Annotated in this window: 23 protein-coding genes and 1 pseudogene; 2 read left to right on the top strand and 22 right to left on the bottom strand. The window is 32.5% G+C overall.

Translation table 4 applies throughout. The features are described from left to right. Positions 1 to 23: 23 nt before the first annotated feature. The 21 genes and pseudogenes from secY to rpsJ form a co-directional block, all read right to left on the bottom strand. Complete coding sequence (gene secY / locus IM807_RS01750; protein WP_196362845.1) at positions 24 to 1,436, bottom strand: preprotein translocase subunit SecY; 1,413 nt, start codon at positions 1,434 to 1,436, stop codon at positions 24 to 26. Further along, positions 1,436 to 1,879, bottom strand: coding sequence for a 50S ribosomal protein L15 (gene rplO, locus IM807_RS01755; protein ID WP_196362846.1), 444 nt, complete (start codon positions 1,877 to 1,879; stop codon positions 1,436 to 1,438). Before rplO ends, secY begins: the two co-directional genes overlap by 1 nt. 103 nt (positions 1,880 to 1,982) lie before the next feature. Continuing rightward, the gene (gene rpsE / locus IM807_RS01760) at positions 1,983 to 2,615 is read right to left on the bottom strand and encodes a 30S ribosomal protein S5 (protein WP_196362847.1); all 633 of its coding nucleotides are present in this window, start codon (positions 2,613 to 2,615) and stop codon (positions 1,983 to 1,985) included. A gap of 1 nt (position 2,616) precedes the next feature. Next, the gene (gene rplR, locus IM807_RS01765; RefSeq protein WP_196362848.1) at positions 2,617 to 2,982 is read right to left on the bottom strand and encodes a 50S ribosomal protein L18; all 366 of its coding nucleotides are present in this window, start codon (positions 2,980 to 2,982) and stop codon (positions 2,617 to 2,619) included. Beyond that, on the bottom strand, positions 2,982 to 3,521 hold the full coding sequence (rplF, locus tag IM807_RS01770; RefSeq protein WP_196362849.1) for a 50S ribosomal protein L6: 540 nt from the start codon (positions 3,519 to 3,521) through the stop codon (positions 2,982 to 2,984). The genes rplR and rplF overlap by 1 nt, the downstream gene beginning before the upstream one ends. A gap of 6 nt (positions 3,522 to 3,527) precedes the next feature. Then, a complete protein-coding gene (rpsH, locus tag IM807_RS01775; RefSeq protein ID WP_196362850.1) occupies positions 3,528 to 3,923 on the bottom strand; it encodes a 30S ribosomal protein S8 in 396 nt (131 codons plus the stop codon). A gap of 5 nt (positions 3,924 to 3,928) precedes the next feature. Continuing rightward, complete coding sequence (locus IM807_RS01780) at positions 3,929 to 4,114, bottom strand: type Z 30S ribosomal protein S14 (protein ID WP_196362851.1); 186 nt, start codon at positions 4,112 to 4,114, stop codon at positions 3,929 to 3,931. 75 nt (positions 4,115 to 4,189) lie between these two features. Continuing rightward, positions 4,190 to 4,732: a 50S ribosomal protein L5 gene (gene rplE / locus IM807_RS01785; RefSeq protein WP_196363081.1), complete on the bottom strand. Its 543-nt coding sequence runs from the start codon at positions 4,730 to 4,732 to the stop codon at positions 4,190 to 4,192. 14 nt (positions 4,733 to 4,746) lie between these two features. After that, complete coding sequence (gene rplX / locus IM807_RS01790; RefSeq protein WP_196362852.1) at positions 4,747 to 5,070, bottom strand: 50S ribosomal protein L24; 324 nt, start codon at positions 5,068 to 5,070, stop codon at positions 4,747 to 4,749. Between the two features lie 2 nt (positions 5,071 to 5,072). Next, the gene (gene rplN / locus IM807_RS01795) at positions 5,073 to 5,441 is read right to left on the bottom strand and encodes a 50S ribosomal protein L14 (protein ID WP_196362853.1); all 369 of its coding nucleotides are present in this window, start codon (positions 5,439 to 5,441) and stop codon (positions 5,073 to 5,075) included. 1 nt (position 5,442) lies between these two features. Next, positions 5,443 to 5,724 (bottom strand): 30S ribosomal protein S17, encoded by a 282-nt coding sequence (gene rpsQ, locus IM807_RS01800; protein WP_196362854.1) that lies wholly within the window; start codon positions 5,722 to 5,724, stop codon positions 5,443 to 5,445. Beyond that, positions 5,717 to 6,073, bottom strand: coding sequence for a 50S ribosomal protein L29 (rpmC, locus tag IM807_RS01805; protein ID WP_196362855.1), 357 nt, complete (start codon positions 6,071 to 6,073; stop codon positions 5,717 to 5,719). The genes rpsQ and rpmC overlap by 8 nt, the downstream gene beginning before the upstream one ends. Beyond that, positions 6,063 to 6,491: a 50S ribosomal protein L16 gene (rplP, locus tag IM807_RS01810; RefSeq protein WP_196362856.1), complete on the bottom strand. Its 429-nt coding sequence runs from the start codon at positions 6,489 to 6,491 to the stop codon at positions 6,063 to 6,065. The genes rpmC and rplP overlap by 11 nt, the downstream gene beginning before the upstream one ends. Positions 6,492 to 6,493: 2 nt before the next feature. Next, the gene (rpsC, locus tag IM807_RS01815; protein ID WP_196362857.1) at positions 6,494 to 7,177 is read right to left on the bottom strand and encodes a 30S ribosomal protein S3; all 684 of its coding nucleotides are present in this window, start codon (positions 7,175 to 7,177) and stop codon (positions 6,494 to 6,496) included. Between the two features lie 203 nt (positions 7,178 to 7,380). Next, positions 7,381 to 7,725 (bottom strand): annotated as a pseudogene (rplV, locus tag IM807_RS04455) (50S ribosomal protein L22); the annotation flags it as partial. A gap of 18 nt (positions 7,726 to 7,743) precedes the next feature. Then, positions 7,744 to 8,019 (bottom strand): 30S ribosomal protein S19, encoded by a 276-nt coding sequence (rpsS, locus tag IM807_RS01825; protein ID WP_196362859.1) that lies wholly within the window; start codon positions 8,017 to 8,019, stop codon positions 7,744 to 7,746. Further along, positions 8,019 to 8,867 carry a 50S ribosomal protein L2 gene (gene rplB / locus IM807_RS01830; protein ID WP_196362860.1) on the bottom strand — a complete coding sequence of 283 codons (849 nt, stop codon included), beginning with the start codon at positions 8,865 to 8,867 and terminating at the stop codon, positions 8,019 to 8,021. Before rplB ends, rpsS begins: the two co-directional genes overlap by 1 nt. Position 8,868: 1 nt before the next feature. After that, positions 8,869 to 9,435, bottom strand: coding sequence for a 50S ribosomal protein L23 (gene rplW / locus IM807_RS01835; RefSeq protein ID WP_196362861.1), 567 nt, complete (start codon positions 9,433 to 9,435; stop codon positions 8,869 to 8,871). Position 9,436: 1 nt separating this feature from the next. Next, a complete protein-coding gene (gene rplD, locus IM807_RS01840) occupies positions 9,437 to 10,087 on the bottom strand; it encodes a 50S ribosomal protein L4 (RefSeq protein WP_196362862.1) in 651 nt (216 codons plus the stop codon). Continuing rightward, entirely contained in the window at positions 10,080 to 10,775 is a 696-nt protein-coding gene (gene rplC, locus IM807_RS01845) for a 50S ribosomal protein L3 (protein WP_196362863.1), read from the bottom strand. Before rplC ends, rplD begins: the two co-directional genes overlap by 8 nt. Beyond that, positions 10,776 to 11,093 carry a 30S ribosomal protein S10 gene (gene rpsJ / locus IM807_RS01850; protein ID WP_196362864.1) on the bottom strand — a complete coding sequence of 106 codons (318 nt, stop codon included), beginning with the start codon at positions 11,091 to 11,093 and terminating at the stop codon, positions 10,776 to 10,778. A 305-nt stretch (positions 11,094 to 11,398) separates the two neighbouring features. Between rpsJ and IM807_RS01855 the strand changes: the two genes are divergently transcribed. Further along, entirely contained in the window at positions 11,399 to 12,268 is an 870-nt protein-coding gene (locus IM807_RS01855) for an MAGa3780 family membrane protein (protein ID WP_196362865.1), read from the top strand. 30 nt (positions 12,269 to 12,298) lie between these two features. Continuing rightward, positions 12,299 to 13,414: a tRNA 2-thiouridine(34) synthase MnmA gene (gene mnmA / locus IM807_RS01860; RefSeq protein ID WP_196362866.1), complete on the top strand. Its 1,116-nt coding sequence runs from the start codon at positions 12,299 to 12,301 to the stop codon at positions 13,412 to 13,414. Between the two features lie 168 nt (positions 13,415 to 13,582). Here mnmA and IM807_RS04275 read toward each other — a convergent pair whose 3' ends face one another. Beyond that, positions 13,583 to 19,426: an SGNH/GDSL hydrolase family protein gene (locus IM807_RS04275; RefSeq protein WP_196362867.1), complete on the bottom strand. Its 5,844-nt coding sequence runs from the start codon at positions 19,424 to 19,426 to the stop codon at positions 13,583 to 13,585. Between the last annotated feature and the right edge of the window lie 160 nt (positions 19,427 to 19,586).

Genomic DNA, 19,586 nt, shown 5'->3' on the forward strand with positions numbered 1-19,586 from the left:
ACTAGAGAAAAACAAACTAACTCTTACCACAAAAGATCTTTATTTGAACTAGAAGAAGGATTATTTGCATAATTTTTACGAATTTTTCGTTGTTGTTTTAAAACTTTTTGCGCATCATGGCGAGCTTTGACTTGTGAAAGCGTTTCCATTGTTGTTGTTGCTAAAATAATTACAGATGTTCCTGAAAAAGTGATTGCTGAAGGGAGCCCAAAAATTAGTTCAAGGGGTTGAAGAATTCCAAGAGCTGTTAAATAAAAGGCGCTAAAAATTGAAAGACGAAGCACAACACCAATTAAATAATCTTCAGTTTGTTCACCTGGACGGATTCCGGGAATAAAGGTTGAATTTTTGGCAAAATCCTGGGAAATTTTGTCCACGCGAGACTGTTGCAATGACATTATGATGCTAAAAAAAATGTTAAAAACAATAAAAATTGTGAGCCCAATTGGCTGGTGAACTTGTAAATTATGATCAATTCAGTTTCTTGTTGCTGATGTATTTCGATCCAAAAAACCACTGAATAAAGTTGGTAGTGAAACAACAATCAACGAAAAAATAATTGGCATAATCCCAGCTGGATTAAGTTTTAAAGGTAAAACAGAAATTTCTTTAACATTTTTTGACATTCCTGAACCAGTTTGCTGGATCGGAATTTTTCGTTCAGCTAAATAAACAAAAATGGAAATAAGTAAAACTAATAAAAAAGCAACTAAATACAAAATAAAACTTAAAATTTGTGAAACTAATGAAGAGGGCGAACTTAAATCAACAAGATACTCAAAAGCATGTTTAAATCGGCGTGGTAATGCAACAATAATTCCTGAAAAAATTAACAAAGAAGTCCCATTTCCCACACCTTTGTCAGTGATTTGTTCAGCAAGAAAAAGGGAAAAAAGGGAACCTGCAACTAAAACTAATGGAATTATCAATCAAATAAAAACTGGCGTATTAATTTCCAAACGTACAAAACCAAAGTCAGGATTCAAAATAACTGTTCGAATTAGTACGATTGCTTGGACAAGTGAAATTAAAATTGTCAAAAAACGTGTGATAATGTTGATTTTTCTCCGACCAGCCGGCCCTGATTGAGAAAGCCGGTGAATTGGTGGAAAAAGTTTTGTCTGTGCAATCAACATCAATAAGGATGCCGTAATAAATGGACTAATTCCAAGAGCAACAACCGAAAAGTTCAACAAACCACCGCCGCCAACGGTGTTGATAATCCCCAAAAATGAGTTGGAATCCAATTGGAAATTAAGCAGCCTCACCCCGGGAATGGTTATTGTACCACAAATAACAAAAATTACAAGCAAAAAAAAGGTAAAAACTATTTTTCGTGTTAAAACTTTTTCCTTATAGGCTGAATGCAGCTTTTTTTTGGCGCTGACATAACCAGAAGCTGTTTTTTCCCAAATTTTGCCAAAAATTTTTGCCACTAGCGAACCTCGATTTTACCACCCAATTTTTCGATTTTTTCCTGTGCAGCCTTTGAAAAAGCATTAACGGTTACAATAAACTTCTTTGTTAATTTGCCATTGGCAAGCAGTTTTACTGGCAAATTGCGCTTTTTCAAAACACCTTTTAAATAAAGCGATTCAAGACTGATGTTATCACCATCTTGATAACGTGTTTCAAGATCACCTAAATTTAGGATTTCGAATTTTTTAGCATTAAAGTTATTAAAACCAACTTTTGGTACCCGACGGTACCAAGGATTTTGCCCTCCTTCAAAACCAAGACGAACTTTTGAACGTTTGTTTTGTCCAGATTGTCCCCTCCCAGCTTGTTTCCCTTTTCCAGCCGCGTGTCCACGACCTTTGCGATGTTTTTCTGGGCGAGATCCCGGGGTATAAGTTAAATTATCCAGTCTAATTGCCATGCTTTTTTCCATTCATCTAAATTTGCTTTAAAATCTATAATTATAAATTAAAATTCTTTATTTTTAACAATTTCTTTGTTAAAAATAAAGACCAAAAAATTAATTATTTTTTTTGCACAAGCGCTTCTTTTGGTGTTAAGTCACGTAATTCAGCGACTTGATTAATTGTTCTTAAGCCCAAAAGTGCTTTTAATGTGGCTCTAACAACGTTAATTTTTGTTCTTGAACCATAAGTTTTTGTATAAATATCAGTGTAACCAGCTAATTCCACAACAGCGCGAACAGTATTGGAAGCAACAATTCCTTTTCCTTTTGGTGCTGGTTTAATTAGAATTTTGGATGCTGAATATTTGGCATTAATTTCGTGTGGCACTGTTGAACGCAAGTGAATTGGCACACTAATCATGCGGTTTTGAGCATCTTTTACTGCTTTACGAATTGAATCTTGAACTTCGTTTGCTTTACCATGTCCAAAACCAACACGACCCTTACGATTACCAACAACAGCAAAGGCACTAAATGAAAAACGACGTCCACCTTTGACAACTTTTGTAACTCTTGAAACTGAAATTACCCGTTCTTCAAATTCAGGACGAAAATTTTTGTCCTTATTATTTCGTGGCCGTTGTTGACGACGACGGCGAGTTTCTGGATTGGGTTGCAAATTAGTATTGTCAATGGCAACTTTTTTTTGTTCTTCAGTTTGAAAGTTACTTTCTTTTTGTTGTTTTTCCATCTTAAAATTTTACTCCTTGGGCTCTAAGGGCTTCAGCAAAAGCTTTAACACGACCATGGTAAAGATAACCGCTACGATCAAAAATAAATTGTTGATCACTTAGATTATTTTCGGCAATTTTAGCAGCAAGATCAGGTGCTAAACCAGCAGCGGCAGCGATATTACCACTGTATTTGTCATTTTTATCAAGTGTTGAAACTGAAAAAATAAGTTTATTTTTTCAAGGGTCAAAAATATAGGCATAAAAATGGCGCAATGATTTGTAAACACCGATACGGTAGTGTAAATTTTTCTCTTTTTTTGAAACAAGTTTACTTAAAATCCGACGGTGCTTAGTTTTTCGGTGTAAATTACGTGATTTTTGCATTATTTAGAAGCTTTTTTCCCTTCTTTTAATCTTAGAACTTCATCAGAATAAGAAATTCCTTTTCCAGAATAAGGATTTGGTTTGCGAACTTGACGAATTTGAGCCGCAAATTGACCAACTTGTTGTTTGTCAATCCCTTTAATTTGAATTGTAGTTGCATTTGGGACAAGAACTTGCAATCCTGAAGGCACTTTTAGTTCAACAGGATGTGAATAACCCACTAAAAGTTCAATTAAATTTCCTTTTAGTGTTACTTTGTATCCAACACCTTTGATTTTCAATTCTTTTTCAAAACCTTTAGAAACACCAATTAGCATTGCTGACAAATGTGAATTTGTGGTTCCATGAAGTTGCTTGACAGTTTTTAATTCTGATTTCCGAACAGTTTTTAAATTTGCATCTTCTTGAGTGATAACAATTTCTGAAGAAAATTGACGTTCAAGAACACCAAGTGGCCCAGAAATTTTCACTTTTGAACCAAAAATTTCCACAAGAACTTGACTTGGAATTAGTAAAAGACGATTTCCGACACGAGACATATTTTTTTACCAAATGTAAGCAATGATTTCACCGCCTACATTTTCCTTTCTTGCTTGTGCATCAGTTAGAAGACCTTTTGAAGTTGATAAAATTGCGATTCCAAAGCCAGATTGAACAAGAGGGATTTTTTCTGCAGGTGTATAAACTCGCAAGGAGGGTTTGGAAACACGAACTAATTTGGAAATAACTGAAACATTTCCTTTATATTTAAGGTCAATGATAATATTTTTTTTCAAGTCACCTTCAACTTTAAAGTCTTTGATATATCCAGCTTCTTTGATGATTTCCAAAATTTTTTGTTTTAACATTGAATGCTGCACAGTTGCCTGTTTGTGCTTGCGACTTGTTGCATTACGAATTCGTGTAAGCATATCTGCAATTGGATCTGTAATAAATGCCATAATTTTTACCAGCTCGCTTTCTTAATTCCAGGGATTCGCCCTTGGTGTGCTAGTGTGCGGAAGCAAATCCGACAAATTTTGAACTTTCGTAAAACAGAATGTGAACGACCACATAATTGGCAGCGCGTGTATGCCCGCACCTTAAATTTAGGTGGGCGATTTGCTTTAACTTTTCAAGACATTTTTGCCATAAATTTATCCTTTTTGAAACATTATAATTATTTAATAAATATAAATTATATTAATGACATTTGCCAAAAAACCAATTAGGCTTTTTTGGCAAATGGAAAGCCAAGAAGTTCAAGTAATTTAAGTGCTTCTTGGTCATTTTTAGCACTAGTAACAATAATAACATCAAGGCCACGAATTTTGGTAATTTTATCAAAATTTACTTCAGGGAAAACAATAATTTCTTTGATTCCCAAAGCAAAATTACCATCTTTATCAAATGATTTTGGTGATAAACCACGGAAATCACGAATCCGAGGAATTGCAACATTAAGTAATTTTGTCAGAAAATTTCACATTTGTTGGCGACGCAAAGTAACTTTTCCACCCATTGGCATTCCTTGACGCAATTTTCAAGTAGCGAGTGATTTTTTGGCCACAGTTCGGTAAGGTTTTTGACCTGTAATTCGGGTAAGATCTTCAAGAACTGCTTCAACAGCTTTTGCATTTGAAGCCTGACCAGCTGTCATATTAATAACAACTTTAGTAATTTTTGGGACTTGAGCTGGAGATTTGAAGCCAAAATGAGATTTAAGTTCACCAAAAACTTTTTCACGATAACGTTTTTCTAATTCTGTCATGTTTTCTGGCATTTTTAGATCTCCTTTCCTGTTTTTTTAGCAAAACGAATTTTTTTACCATTTTCAATTTTAAAACCTACACGAGTTGGTTGTGCTGGTTTATCTTTTGTTTGCTTTTTAGCAACAAGAGCTAATTTTGACAAATAGATTGGGGCTTCAAAGTTGGCAATTTCGCCTTTTGTGTTACGATTTGAAGGTTTACGATGTTTTGTTTGGATATTAACACCTTTGACAATTGCCATTTTTTTTGAATTAAAAACTTGTAAAACTGGGGCAACTTTGCCCTTGTCATCACCTGAAAGAACTAAAACTGAATCATTTTTACGAATCTTTTGCATTTTTAGATTACCTCCTGCGCCAAAGAAGCAATTTTTAAGTAGCCTTTTTCACGAATTTCCCGGGCAATTGGTCCAAAAACACGGGTTCCTCGCGGAGTTCCATCTTCTTTGATGATCACAACAGCATTGTCATCAAATTTGATATGTGAGCCATTTGGGCGTCTTAGTCCATAAGTTGAACGAACAATTAAGCCTTTGACAACTTGCCCTTCTTTGAGCAAGCCATTTGGAATTGCTTTTTTAACTGAAACAACAACAATGTCGCCAATATTTGCTGTTTTTTTTACCGAACCACCTAAATTACGAATTACACCGACAACTTTTGCGCCAGTGTTATCAGCGACATTAAGACGAGAAAGTTCTTGAACCATCTTAGTTTTCTCCTTTTTTTTGCAATACTTCAACTAAACGAAAGTGTTTTGTTTTTGAAATTGGGCGACATTCGGCAATTTTTACAAAGTCACCAACATTTGCAACTCCATTTTGGTCATGAGTTGCAAATTTTTTCGTTTTTCGAAAACGCTTAGCATAAATTTTGTGTTTATAAGCGGTTTCAACAGCAACTGTGATTGTTTTAGGAAAAATTCTAATTACTTTTCCTTGTAGTGTTTTTCGCAAATTACGAACTGGTTTTTTATTTTCAAAACTATTCATTTTCAAGTTGCCTTTCAACTTTTTGGACTGATTTAAATTGTGGTTTTGCTTTTAAAAGTGGTTTAATGTGGTTTTTGAAATGAGCTTTGAGTGAAGTTGGTGCAGTATTCACTAATTTTCTGGTCTTCTTACATTTAACTTTTTTTGGCTTTGGATTTTCAAGTAATTTTTGTTGGTTCATAATTGTCAAAATTCGTGCAATTATTTTGCGTAATTTAGCAATTTTGTGTGTTTGATCCAAATTTGAGGATTGATTTTTAAAACGCAAAATAAACAATTCAGAACGATATTCAAGGAGTAGTGAGTTTAATTCTGTTGGCGTTTTTTTCAAGAGTTCTTTAAATTCCATGATTCCCCTGTTCTGTATCAACAATTTTCCATTTTAAAGGCAATTTGTGACCGCCAAGTCGTAAGGCGTCACGGGCAACATCATCTTTTACACCCTTGATTTCAAAAAGCATTGTATTCTTTTTGACAACAGCGACCCAACGATCAATTGAACCCTTTCCTGATCCCATTCTAACTCCGATTGGTTTTGAAGTTAACGACAAATGAGGGAAAATCCGGATTATAACTTGACCTTCACGACCCATTCGTCTTGTGATTGCAATCCTTGCTGCCTCAATTTGTGCAGCTGAAACTCAGGCAGAACCAACTGCTTGGAGGCCATAATCACCAAAGGCAAGTGAATTTCCTGAAAAAGCAGCACGTTTGTCATGATAAAGACGGAAAGTTTTGCGGTGTTTAGTTTTTTTTGGCTGTAGCATTTTTATCTCCTTTTATCATTCCGTACAATTGTTTCAATATCAAATTTTTGGCGAATTTCACCAAGGGAAACTCAGACTTTTACTCCCAAAATCCCGTAAGTAGTTTTGGCAATTGCAGTTGCATATTCAACATTTTGACGTAAAGTATGCAATTTCATTTCACCTTCGGCATAACCTTCAGAACGGGCCATTTCAACACCATTAAGGCGACCTGAAACAAGAGTTTTCACCCCTTTTGCGCCCGCTTTTAGGGCGGTTCGAATTGCAAATTTTTGGGCAATTCGGTAGGAAGCACGTTGTTCTAATTTTTGAGCAATTGCTTCGGCCATTAATTTTGCATTTAATTCTGGATTTTTGATTTCAATAGCATCAACATTAATTACAATTTGACGGTTTTTCAAGGTTTTTTTTAATTTTTCAATAATTTTTTTAAGATTTTCACCTTGATTGCCAACAAAAACACCCATTTTGGCAGTGTAAACAAGCACTGTAATTGCATTGTGACGATCACGCCGAATTACAGTGTTAGCAATTTGGTATTCACGAGTAAATTTTTCAAAAAAACGGTGAATTTTTACATCTTCTAATAAATTAGTAGCGAATTTGTCTTTGCCTGCATATCAAATTGCATTATGAGGTTTTGTGATTCCAAAACGAAATCCATTTGGATTAACCTTTTGTCCCATTATTTCACCGCCTTTTTCTTGTTAGTTTCAACTTCTTCTGAAGGTTCTTTGGTTGATTTGACATTATTTTCTACTTGTGATTCGTTTATTACAACTTCGTTTTCCTGAATAGTAGTTTCTAACTTTGGAGAATCAGGTTGCGTTGGCGCAACAAATGGAATTTGATTTGGAGCAATTGTAGTTTCTTCCTGAAGACGACTATTGTCAACTAGAACAACTTTAAAATGTGAAGTGCGTTTTAAAATTTGACTTGCTGCACCTTTGGCACGTGGACGAAATCGTTTTAAAGTTGGGCCTTCGTTGACAATTGCAGCAAAAATTACTAAATCTGGTTGGGAAAGACCATGATTATTAATGGCATTTGCTACTGCAGAATTAATCAATTTTGTAAAAATTGGCGCAGCTTTTTTGGACACATTTGCAAGCAAACCAAGGGCTTCAGAAACTTTTTTTCCTTTTAATAAAACAGCAACTAAACGAGCTTTTGAAGCAGAAATCCGCTGTGTTTTCAAGGATGCAACTGCAAAATTATTACTTTTTAAATTCATTGAGTTTCCTTTACTTTTCTATTTCTTTTTGGCTTTATCTTTGCCATGTCCATGATAAGTTCTTGTAGGTGAAAATTCACCTAATTTGTGGCCAACCATGTCATCAGTAACAAAAACTTCATTGAAAATTTTGCCATTATGAACAAGAAAAGTAAGACCAACGAACTGGGGAAAAATAGTTGAACGTCGTGATCATGTTTTAATTGGTTTACGAGATTTGTTTGCAATTGCATCATCGACTTTTTTAAGGAGATGATCATCAGCAAATGGACCTTTTTTGAGTGAACGAGCCATTATTTTTTAGATTCCTTTCGACTTCGGATAATCAATTTTGTTGATGGTTTTTTCGGATTACGGGTTTTGATTCCCAAGGCTTTTTTACCCCAAGGAGTCAGAGGAGATTTACGTCCAATTGGTTGTTTTCCTTCTCCACCACCATGAGGGTGATCATTTGGATTCATTGCTGATCCACGCACAGTTGGTCTGATTCCCTTATGGCGATTTCGACCGGCTTTCCCGATATTAACAAGTGAATTTTCCTCATTGCCAACAATACCAACAGTCGCACGGCAAGTTGCTAAAATACGGCGATATTCTCCTGATTTTAGTTTGATGATCACATATTTTCCGTTTTCATCACGACCTTGAATTTGTGCTCAACTTCCAGCAGAACGAATTAATTGACCTCCAGCACCAGGATATAATTCAACGTTATGCACAAAAGTTCCTTCAGGAATATTAGCAAGTGGAAGCGAATTACCAACTAGAATATCAGCTTCAGGACCAGAAGTGATTTTTTGACCAACTTTTAAATTTTTTGGCGCTAAAATATAGCGTTTTTCACCATCTAAATAAGCAACAAGAGCAATGTTTGCAGAACGATTTGGGTCGTATTCAATTGACTTAATTGTTCCAGGAACATTATCCTTATTTCTTTTGAAATCAATAAGACGATATTTTCTTTTATTTCTTCCACCTTGGTGACGAACAGTGATTTTCCCTTGAGCATTACGGCCTGAATGTTTTTTAAGTAAAACCAAAAGTGATTTTTCTGGTTTGTTTGTTGTCAAATTGGCATTGTAATCAAGCGAGGACATGTGACGACGACCATTTGTGGTTGGTTTGTAATGTTTAAGAGCCATTTTAATTACCTTTTTCTGAATTTTCTGTTTTTTCTGGCTGTGCTAATTCAGTTTTAGTTTCTTGTTTTTTTTCAGAGGGTGCTGCTGGTTTTAAAGCAGTTTCTGCAAAATCTGATGCTTGATTTTCTGTTGATTCAACATTTTCCTTATTGGAATTAGCAAATTTTTTGGCCACTTTTTCGTAAATTTCTTTTGATTTTTGCTCGTATTCAGTCTTTTTTTGCTCGATTTCAGCTTTTCTGTTGCTTTGCAAATCATCTTGGTCTTTGCTTGGAGTTTCATCATTAAATAGATTAATTGAAAATCCAGGCGCTAATTTAACGAAAGCTTTTTTATAAGCTGGCACAAATCCTTTTGATTTCCCAACTCTTTTGGCTTTTTTTGGTACATTGAAAAGGTTGACTTTAGCAACTTTAACATTAAAGATATACTCAATTGCTTTTTTGGTTTCACTACGATTTGTTTTGGGGCTAACTTTAAAAGAATAAACACTTTCAGACATCAATTGGTAAGATTTTTCTGTTAAAATTGGCCCCTTAATGATGTTATTTATATTATTTGAGCTCATTTTAAATTTTTCCTTCAAGAACTTTTAGATCTTTTTCTGAAATAACCAGCAAATCAGCCTTAATTAATGACTCAACTGTCAACGAAGTTGGTTTTAGAAGTTCAACATTCGGTAAATTTCTTGCTGATAAAAATAAATTTTGATCAGTTGAAGCAATTAAAATTCGGCGCAAGTGAGCAATTTCCAGTGATTTTAACTGGTTTACCAAAGTTTTTGTAGAAACTTTTGTCATTGCAAAATCACTAACTAAAACTTGTTGATGATTTGCAAGCTGGGAAAGCGCAGAAACAAAAGCCAATTTTTTCACTTTTTTGTTGACTTTCAATTGGTAATTTCGTGCTGTTGTTGGTCCAAAAGCACGACCACCACCAACAAAAATAGGCGATCTTTTTGAACCTGCACGAGCTTTTCCGGTTGTTTTTTGTTTCCAAGGTTTTTTTCCGGTTCCAGAAACTTCAGCACGATTTTTTACTTTATGTGTGGAAAAACGTCGTGATGCTCTTTCGGAAAGAATTGAATCAAAAATTGCTTGTGAATGGGGGGTTTTTAGTCCAAAAAGCGCTTCTGGAAGCTGAACTGTTGGGATAAATTTGACTGCTGTTTGATTTTGATCTGTCATGATTTGTGGATTTTCAACAACCTTCTTATTCATTTTTTGCCTCCACAAGATTATTTTGAATTTCAAAAAGATTTACTGGATTTTTTGCAACTTGTTTTTTAACAGCAGATTTAATCATTAAAAATGATTTTTTAGGACCTGGAACTGAACCTTTAACAACAATCAAGCCATTTTCCTTGTCTACTTTGATAACTTCAAGTGACTGTTTGGTAACACGAGAATGACCCAAGTGACCTGGCATTGTCATTCCTTTAACAACTTTATTTCCGGAAATATCACCAAGTGATCCGGTTTGGCGAATTGGTTTTGAACCACCCCCGCCACCATGAGATCTTGGACCAATTGCCTGATTGTAGCGCTTAATTGTCCCTGCAAATCCTTTACCTTTTGAAGTGCCAATGACATCAACAAATTCACCAGGACTGAAAATTGAAACATCTATAATTTGCCCCATTTCTAAATTTGCATAATTACGAAATTCACGAACAAATTTTTTAGGTTCAGTTTCTGATTTTTTAAAGTGACCAATTTCAGGTTTACGAATTTGTGACTTTTTTTTGTCAAAAGCAGCAAGTTGAACAGCTTGATAATTGTTTTTTTCAAGTGTTAAAACTTTTGTAACCACATTTTTAGGTACTTCAATAACTGTTACCGGAATTGCAGTACCATCAGTGGTAAAAAGTTGTGTCATGCCGACCTTTTTTCCTAAAATTCCTTTCATTTAAACAACCTCAATTTCTAATCAGACCCCAGCAGGTAATTGTGATCTTGAAATTTTTTCTGATACTGCTTTCTGATTTGTTGGATTTACATATAAAATAACGAGTCGCTTGTGGGTGCGGCTTTCAAATTGTTCACGTGATTTTTTGTTAACGTGAACTGACCGCAAAATTGTATAAACGGCCCTTGAAGTTGGTAGTGGAACTGGTCCACGTGTGTCAACATTGAGTTCACGAGCCAATAATACAATTTTTTTGGCTGCTGCATCAATTTGCCGATGGTCAAATGATTTTAACTTAATTCTTATTGATGTGTGCATAAAAATAAAAGATTGAGTTGCTCCTGTTCATAATTATTGAACGGGCTCCGCATAAAAACCGACCACAATAACAACTCCATCTTGTGTATCGCAACCTTATGCATCAATGCCCTTTCGGTTTAGAGAACATTATACAAGAAAATAGAGGTAATTAGTAAATTTTTTTTGAATTTTTAAAGAAGAATCTAAAAAATTCAAAAAAAATTTACAAACAAAATTGGGAAAATTTTGTTAATTTTTTGGCGAAAATTTACAATTTTTCTTTTTTAGTTCATCTTGTTATATAATTTAGATAAGTTTACATTATGATTGACAATAACACTTTTTTATCAAATAAACTAGAACACTTTTCGGCTTGAAAAAAACCACGGAAAACCGCGCTAATTTTTGCGCTAATCATCCTTGCAATCACAATATCGATGATTGGTTACTCAATGATTAAAAACCGCCGTGAATTTGTTGTTGACAAATTTTACTTTATTAGTTTTTCAAATTATTTTGAAAATTTTAGTGCTTTTTTTTACTTGACTTACCAATCAAATTTACTTTATGGCTTTGTTTTGCTAAGTTTTATTTTTAACCCAACAAGCAGGAAATTTCAGCTTCTGTTTGCTTTAACTGTAATTTTAACAATTGTTTTGCTTGTTTTTTGATCAATAATTGCTTGAAATCTTGACATGAGTTTCATAGTTTTACTAACAACTTCAACAGTGCATCTTTTGCACCCAGTTCTTGCAATTATTGTTCTTTTTTGGTTCCGAAAAGAATTTGCTTTAACAAAATTTGGACTCAGCATAGCTGTAATTTATTTAATAATTTATTACCTTTTTTGTTTATTTTTATACTTTTTTACAATTAGACAATGAGTTACCACTGAATTTATTGACAACCAAAAAAGTCAGGAAGAAAATGTGATTTATTTTTACACAGGATTGACAATTTATCCATTTTTGAATTTTTTACACCCTTTTTTTTATTCAGGCGGTAGTTATACAATTGTTATTTTGCTAAATTTGCTAATGGTCTTTTCTGTTATTGTTCTTCCATATTGAATTTCGCTTTTTTATATTAATGTTTTTGGAATTAGGTCAACTGAATGGCGCCTAATTGGCGAAATTAAATCGCTGATTAGGCGCTTTAAAGCCTTTTTTTGAGTCAACAAAACAAATAAATAACTTAATTTTTGTGTTAATTTGGAGAAAAAAATGGCAAAAATTGTAGTTGGCCTTTCAGGCGGTGTTGATTCAGCAGTTGCTGCATATTTACTGAAAAAAGCAGGACATGAAGTCATTGCTGTTTTCATGCGAAATTGAGATTCAACACTAAATAATGATTTCTTGGGGCAAAAATCGACTGATAATCAGACAATTTGCCCACAAGAAGCGGACTGAAATGATGCAAAGGCGGTTGCAAAACAACTTAAAATCCCGATTTTTCGGGTTGATTTTATCAACGAATATTGAAATGAAGTTTTTCTTGATCTAATTGAAAAATATCAGGCAGGTTTAACACCAAATCCTGATATTTTATGCAACAAGCACATTAAATTCAAGCATTTTCTTGACTATGCAAGCAAAATTCACAATGCTGATTTTATTGCCATGGGACATTATGCTAAAACAGTGAACGGAAATTTATTTGCAGGCGATGATTCAAATAAGGATCAAAGTTATTTTTTGGCGCAATTGTCAAAAGAGCAACTTGCTAGAACAGTCTTCCCTCTTGGCAGTTTTCAAAAAACCCAAGTGCGAAAAATTGCTGAAAAATTAGGGCTGATTAACGCTAAAAAGCGCGATTCTACTGGAATTTGCTTTATTGGTAAACGCAAATTCACCGACTTTTTACAAAATTACATTCCCGCACAACCTGGGAAAATTGTTGACATTAACACCAACGAAATTTTGGGCGATCACATTGGGATTATGTATTTTACAATCGGACAGCGCAAGGGTTTTGGTCTAAACGGAATGAAAGAACCTTTTTTTGTTGTTGGGCATGACATTCAAAAAAAAATTTTGTATGTTAGCCCTGCAAGTAAACCAAAATGACTAGAATCAAATAGACTTTTGGCGATTAATGCTAATTTATTGGCAAAAAATTTTGCCAATAAACCGCTAAAAGCTAAGTTTCGCTATCGTCAAGAATCAATTGAAGTCAAAATCGAAATCATTAACAAAAATTCCTTTTGAGTCAATTACCAAAATTTTCCTGCGGTGACCCCCGGCCAACAGGTTGTTGTTTATCAAGATGATAAAGTTGTGATTTCTGGCCAAATTAGTCAAGTTTTTCTGGATAAAAAGAAACTTGACTATCTAAATTAAAAAAGTAAATTAATTTACTAATTTATCAAATTTATTCCATATACAAGCACAAGTTTCTATATGGAATAAATTTTCAAAATTTTTAAAAGTGAAAAATAAAAAGAATTTATCTCGAAAATCATTGGATAAAAATAATTGTCTAATTTTTTTATACTGATTTAGCTATATCTATTTATTATTCTTTGGGTTATCACTTTGCGCTGGATAAGTTCCATCATGAATTTGTTCAAAAATTTGGTCTCTTAAAGTTGGTTGTGCTGTGTCTTTTTGGAATCTATTAGATTCTTTATTATAGTAAATCATGGTTATCATATCTGTTAATTTAACATCGTTTTCTTTGTAATATGTGTTACTAAATCAACCTTTTGATTTAACAGGGTCACCAATTAAATCATCAATTAATTTTGTATATCCACTGTCAGTGCTTACATTAGTTGTTGAATTTTGACTGCCGTTTTTCAATGCTGCTCTAATTACCTCAGATGCAGTTGATGAAGAGGCTGCTCCACCATAAAATCCTCAAGTTCTTATAAAATAATTGGCATCCTTAATCCGAGATTCATAGGCATAAAATAATAAAATTAGCACTAAACGGTACAATGTTCGTCCTTTTGCACTGTTTTTGAAATTGTTTTTATCAATTTTATTAGAAGATTCTGATTGATAAATTTTGTGAAATATTTTTGTAATTGCTTCTAGTTGTGGATCAGTTTTTCTTGATTTAAAAAGGTCAATGAATTGAATTCCAGTGTATTCAATGTGGTTTAATTTTTGAATTACCGGTGACATTTTAGTTTCATTTTTACTATCTCATTTTGGTGATGCAAGGAAAATCAAATCAAAAAAATCAACAAAACTGTCAACAGAAATTTTTTTATTACTTGGAATGGGGATATCGCGGGAATCAACAGTTAATTCTTGTTCATTTTGCTGATTTTCTGACGAAGAAACTATGTCAATTTTGGTTTCTAATTTAATAACAAGATCAAGATTGAGAATCTTTTCAAAATCAATTTTAGAAAAAATTTCACTAAAAAAGTTGCTCTTAAAATTAGCAGTTTTAATCCCTTCAACAACTTGATCCAAAACCTTGGAAATTAATTCATTTTCAAAACCAAGGCCAATAAATTCTTGTAAAAATTTCGTAATTATTGCAGTTGGATTAGTAATTTTATCACTCTTAAAATTCAAGTCTAATTTTAAGAAATTTGCGATTACTTTTACAATTATTTTACTAAAATCTTCATTTTTTGCTAAAAAATTAAGCAAATATCATAAATATGATTTAACAAAATCATTATTACTCTTGCTGACGACTTCAGTCTTACTTTTTTCTTGATCCTGTTGATGATTAGCTTCCAAAAATGTTTTGAAAATTCCAGAAAAAGTATTAACATCCTTAAATTTTTCACTATTTTTGTTAATTGATTCAAAAAAACGAAAAATCAAAAGCTTATTAACTGGAAGAGTCAAAAATTTTGCAAGTAAATCTTTTAATTGTAAATTAATTTTTTCTTTTTCTTCATTAGTAAGACTTTTAAAAAGTGAAAATTCACTAATTTTGCTGAAATCTAATTGTTTAATTTTTGTGATTAAAAAGTTAGATTTAAAAATTTTGTCAATTAATGTTCATAATGATTCCTTGTTTTGTTGATCAAGTTTATTAAAAACAAGACCAACCTGCTTGAAAAGTGAGACAATAAATTCTTCCTTTCCAATCTCAGTTTCCAAAATTTTACTAATGGACTCAATTTGAAAATCCGAATCAATCAACTTACCAATAATTTCTACAAATTTACTAATTAGAGCATTTTCCTTCTTGTAAATTGGCAGCTTTTTTTCAGATTCAGAGCCAATTTCACTCACTAAAACAGTAACTGGGGAAATTGCTACGTTGTCCTCTTCATTTTTATTATAAAAATTTTCAAGATTATTGGAAATTATTTCTTTGACAATTGAAAATAATGGTTTAAATTCAGCTTTACTGAAATTTGCATTGAAAATTTTACCAAATAAATTGGCAAAATTTTCCGCTAATTTAGGGGTTTTTTCTAATTCAATAATAAATTCACCAATAATTTTTGTAAAATATTGTCTTTTAAAAAGTGTTTTAATTAATGACAAACTGTCAACTGCCTTGTCAATTTTTGCTTTTGCAAGCAAAGAAAAATAAGCATTAACTAATTTTTCTAGAGCAGGATTTTCTAAGAAGGCATCAATGATTTGACTAATACTTTCTGAATATTGCTGTGGAATTCCTGACAAACCGTTTTTAATTTGTGTTCTGATTGCCTCAGTTTTGGCAAGCGCTACAAAAAGTTTGCCAATTTTTTCACTGGAAACGTTGTTTTTAGAAGGATTTTGGTTATCTTTTTTATAATAAAAGTTTGCAATATCAACGCTTAAACTGTCAATGAGAATTTCGTAAATTGATTTTTTTGAGGTTGAATTTGGCGAAATTGAATCAGTAACGATTTTCAAAACTGATTGCATAATCAAAGGTGGTTTGACTTTTTCACTGTCAGTTTTGTCAAGTGCTGAATCATGTAGTTTTGAAAAAAGATCACGAATTAGACCTAAAATTGTGTCTTTGTTATTTTCATCTAAATTAATCTTGCTTGCCTCAAGCAAATTAAGCAAAAAATCTTTTAAAGATGTTCAAGTGGCTGAATCACCAAGAAAAAGACTGAAAATTTTCTCAATTAAAACCTTGTTTTCATTAAGAAAATTATTTCCAAAGGTGGTAAAATCAGTTGCTTTTTCAAAGTTTTTCTTGTCAAAAATATAGTTGATAAACTTTGCCAATAATTCTTCAACAACACTTGATTCAAAAAAATTTTCAAGAAGGCGAAAAAGTGAATTTTTAACTTTTTCTTGTCCAAAAATAGTACTTTCTGCCAGTTTGTTCACTAATTGTTTTTCTAAAAAATCCTTACCTAACAATTCTTTAAAAAACAAAACAAGATCGTTGATGTTAATTATTGGTTCAATCTTAAGATCAGCTAAACCTCTCATTAATTCAAAAATTTGCTTTGTGGTAAGGAAGTTTTCAAGAAAAAAATTTAAAAAATTACTAAGATTAAGTTCTGCATCAACTGTAGCAATTTCTGTAGAAATTGCATCAATTTCAGTTTGATTTTTTGCTTTTTTAGCAGCTTCAAGTTTACTTTTTAGCTGATTGTATTTTTCAGAATTTTCCTTGGTAAATCTAGCAAAATTTTTAATCACCGATTCAACAAAGTCAAAAATTAGATTACCAGAAAAAACTGTCTGTTTTCCTTTTTGAACTTCATATTTTTTAACAAAATCTTGAAAAATTAACTTTATAAGTTTGACAAAAGTATCAATTGATTGTTGACTTAGACCATGTGAATCAAGTAACTTACCAAACGAATTAGAGATTGATTCTAAAAATTTTTCTGATTTGACGTTTTTTGCCAAAAAATCATAAACTTTTTCCCTTAATTTTGCTAAATTATTAGCTGCGAAGTTGAAACCAAAGCGATTTAATGAGTCAACTTGTTGGTACAAATGCTTGTTTTCAACCAAAAAATCTTCAATTGCAGCCATGACCAAATCATCAAGAACACGAAAGGAATTAGTACTCAAAAAATCTTTGATCGAGTCAAAAAATATCAAAAAACTACCGTAATTAGGTTTGGTTGGACTGATAAAATCGTCGAGTCTGATTTTTGCAACCAGAGGATAAAATTTTTTGGCTAAATTTTTAATTGAATTAATTTGATTTTTGTTTAAATCAAAGCGCAAAATTTCTTGCAAAAGTGTCAAAATATGACTAGGTTTCTTGAAAAAATCAGTGTAGGATTCCTCGATTTTTTTTGTAAAAATTTCAGAAACCTTTTCAGTTGTTGTGCTAAAGTCAGTTTTTTTGATTGCATTTAGGAAATTTTCGGCAACATTTTTAGTTAATTTATTCCAAGTTTCAGTGCGAATCACAATGTCACCAATTGACAAAAATAGATTGCCAATCACTTTTTGTTCCTCTTTCTTGATGCCAAAACTAAAATATTGATTGATAATTTTGACCAAAAGTTGTACTGATTCAGGATGCTTAAGTGTTTCTGAACTAAAATCCTTGGCAAATTTGACAATATTTTGGTAATTTTCGGAGTTTGAAAGAAAAATTCTGATAATGTCCTGAAAGCTTTTAGCAGGCAAATAATCCGCTGAGTTAATTATAAATTCATTAATTACTTTTGTAAAAAGCTGTCGCACCGAGTCAAATTTGAAAATAACCTTCAAATCATCCTGATATTCAGGCGAAATTTTGATAAATTCATTGATCAAAAGGTTCTGAATTGAATTTTCGCCAAAAATAGCAGCAAAAATTAGTTCCTTAATTTTGATCTGATTTTGGCTAACAAAATCAGAATTTATGGTTTCCTTGAAAAGTGAAACCAAGTTTTTTTCGTTAAAATTACTAAAAATAAAATTAATTAAACTAGAAAAAGTTGCCTTTTTTCATTCCTCTTTAGTTACAACATCTTTGATATAATTTTGCAATTTTTCGATAATATCAAGGAAAAAATTACTTTGAAGAATTTTTTGCAAAACTTGAAAAAAGGAAGTATTATTTTTTCCAAGTTTTGCAAAAAAATCACCTAATAAGTCAGCAAAATGAGACTTAATTTGTGAATTTGATTGCAAAAAACGTTGTAAAATCACGCCAAAATTAACACCATCACCAACCGCGGCCAAAATCGCGACTTGTGGTCCGGAATTTGGCGAAATTCCGGCAATGCTAATTTTTTCAATTTCTGAATCTTGCGACACAAAATCAGAAATTGAGTCATTGATCGTGAGCTTTTTTAAAATTTCCTCGTTTGTGCCAAGGTCCAAAATTCGCTGATAAGAATTCTCATCTTTTTGCAAATATTCCTTATTTCAGGTAAGTTTTTCGGAAATTTCACTTTCAAAGTCAGGATTTTTCTTAAGTGCAAGTTTAAAAATTAGATCTTGCGCCATTTTTTTGTAACCTTTTGGCGAAGGATGAATGTCAAACTCGTTTTTTGCAAAATTATTTGATTTTTCTTGTCAAAGTTTATCGTTAAAAAGGTCGACAAAATTGAATTTGCCGTTTTTTGCTAGCCTTTGAAGCAATTTGTTAAGCCTTTTGATTAGTGAACCGGCATAATTTTCCTCCAAACCAAGTTCATTTTCAAACATTTTTTCCAAAAATTTGATCGAAATTGAAGACAAAGTATTGTAACCAAGGAAAACAATTTTCAAATTTTTGTTAATTTGACGAATTTTTGTAACTAAAGTTTGCAAATTGCGTTCAATTTGCAAAAAAGCAGTTTCAATTTTTTGCAAAAATTGAAATTTAGCCTCATTTTTTGTGGCAATATTTTGCCCTGGTAAAAAAAGTGCGCCAAAATCCAAAGCTGACATCAAGTCATTTGCGCCCAGCGAAATTGTTAGCAAGTTTGCTTTGGCAATTTTTGCACGCAAGAGTGGAAAATTTTCACCGGAAAAATCCCCGAAAACCTCGCTAATTTGCTTTCCATAGGGTGAATTTGTCAATTTATCAAGTTGATGACTAAAATTTAAGTGCCCTTTGCTAAAATTTTTGAACTGCGGATTTGTGGGTTCAAGCAAATAAAGTCAATCGGCAATTGTTGTTCAAGAAAGCGCCAAATTATCAAAGGATTTTAAAGCTCCAGGCTTAATTTTTTGCACAAAATCTGCAAAAAATGCAGGATAAGAAAGGCCTTTGACTTGAGAATTATCATCAAGAAAACCGCGAAAATCAAAACTATAATCTCAATTGAAGCCAGCAGAAATTGAATCACCAAGCGCCAAATAGTTAATTTCTTTCAAAATTGGTTGATTTTCCGCAATTGAATAATTAACAATTGTACTGTTTTTTTGCAAATTACGCCTGTTTTTCAAAGAAATTGCTGCTGCAGTAACTGCGGTCGCAGCAAGAGTTGTGATGCCGAATAAAAGCTTGAAGGCATTAGAAAATACTGGTTTTCTGGAGTTTTTCAATGTTCAACCCCCTTTTAATATTCTTTTTTTAAGAACAACAAGCAGCTAATGCAACTAATATAGAAGAATAAAAATATAGAAGAATAAAAACGAATCAAATAATTATAGCAATTTTTATCAAAAACAAAAATTTTTTGCAGCCTAAAAAATTTCACGAAAA

Source organism: Mycoplasma sp. 'Moose RK' (genome assembly GCF_015708155.1).
Taxonomy (GTDB): domain Bacteria; phylum Bacillota_I; class Bacilli_A; order Mycoplasmatales; family Metamycoplasmataceae; genus Mesomycoplasma.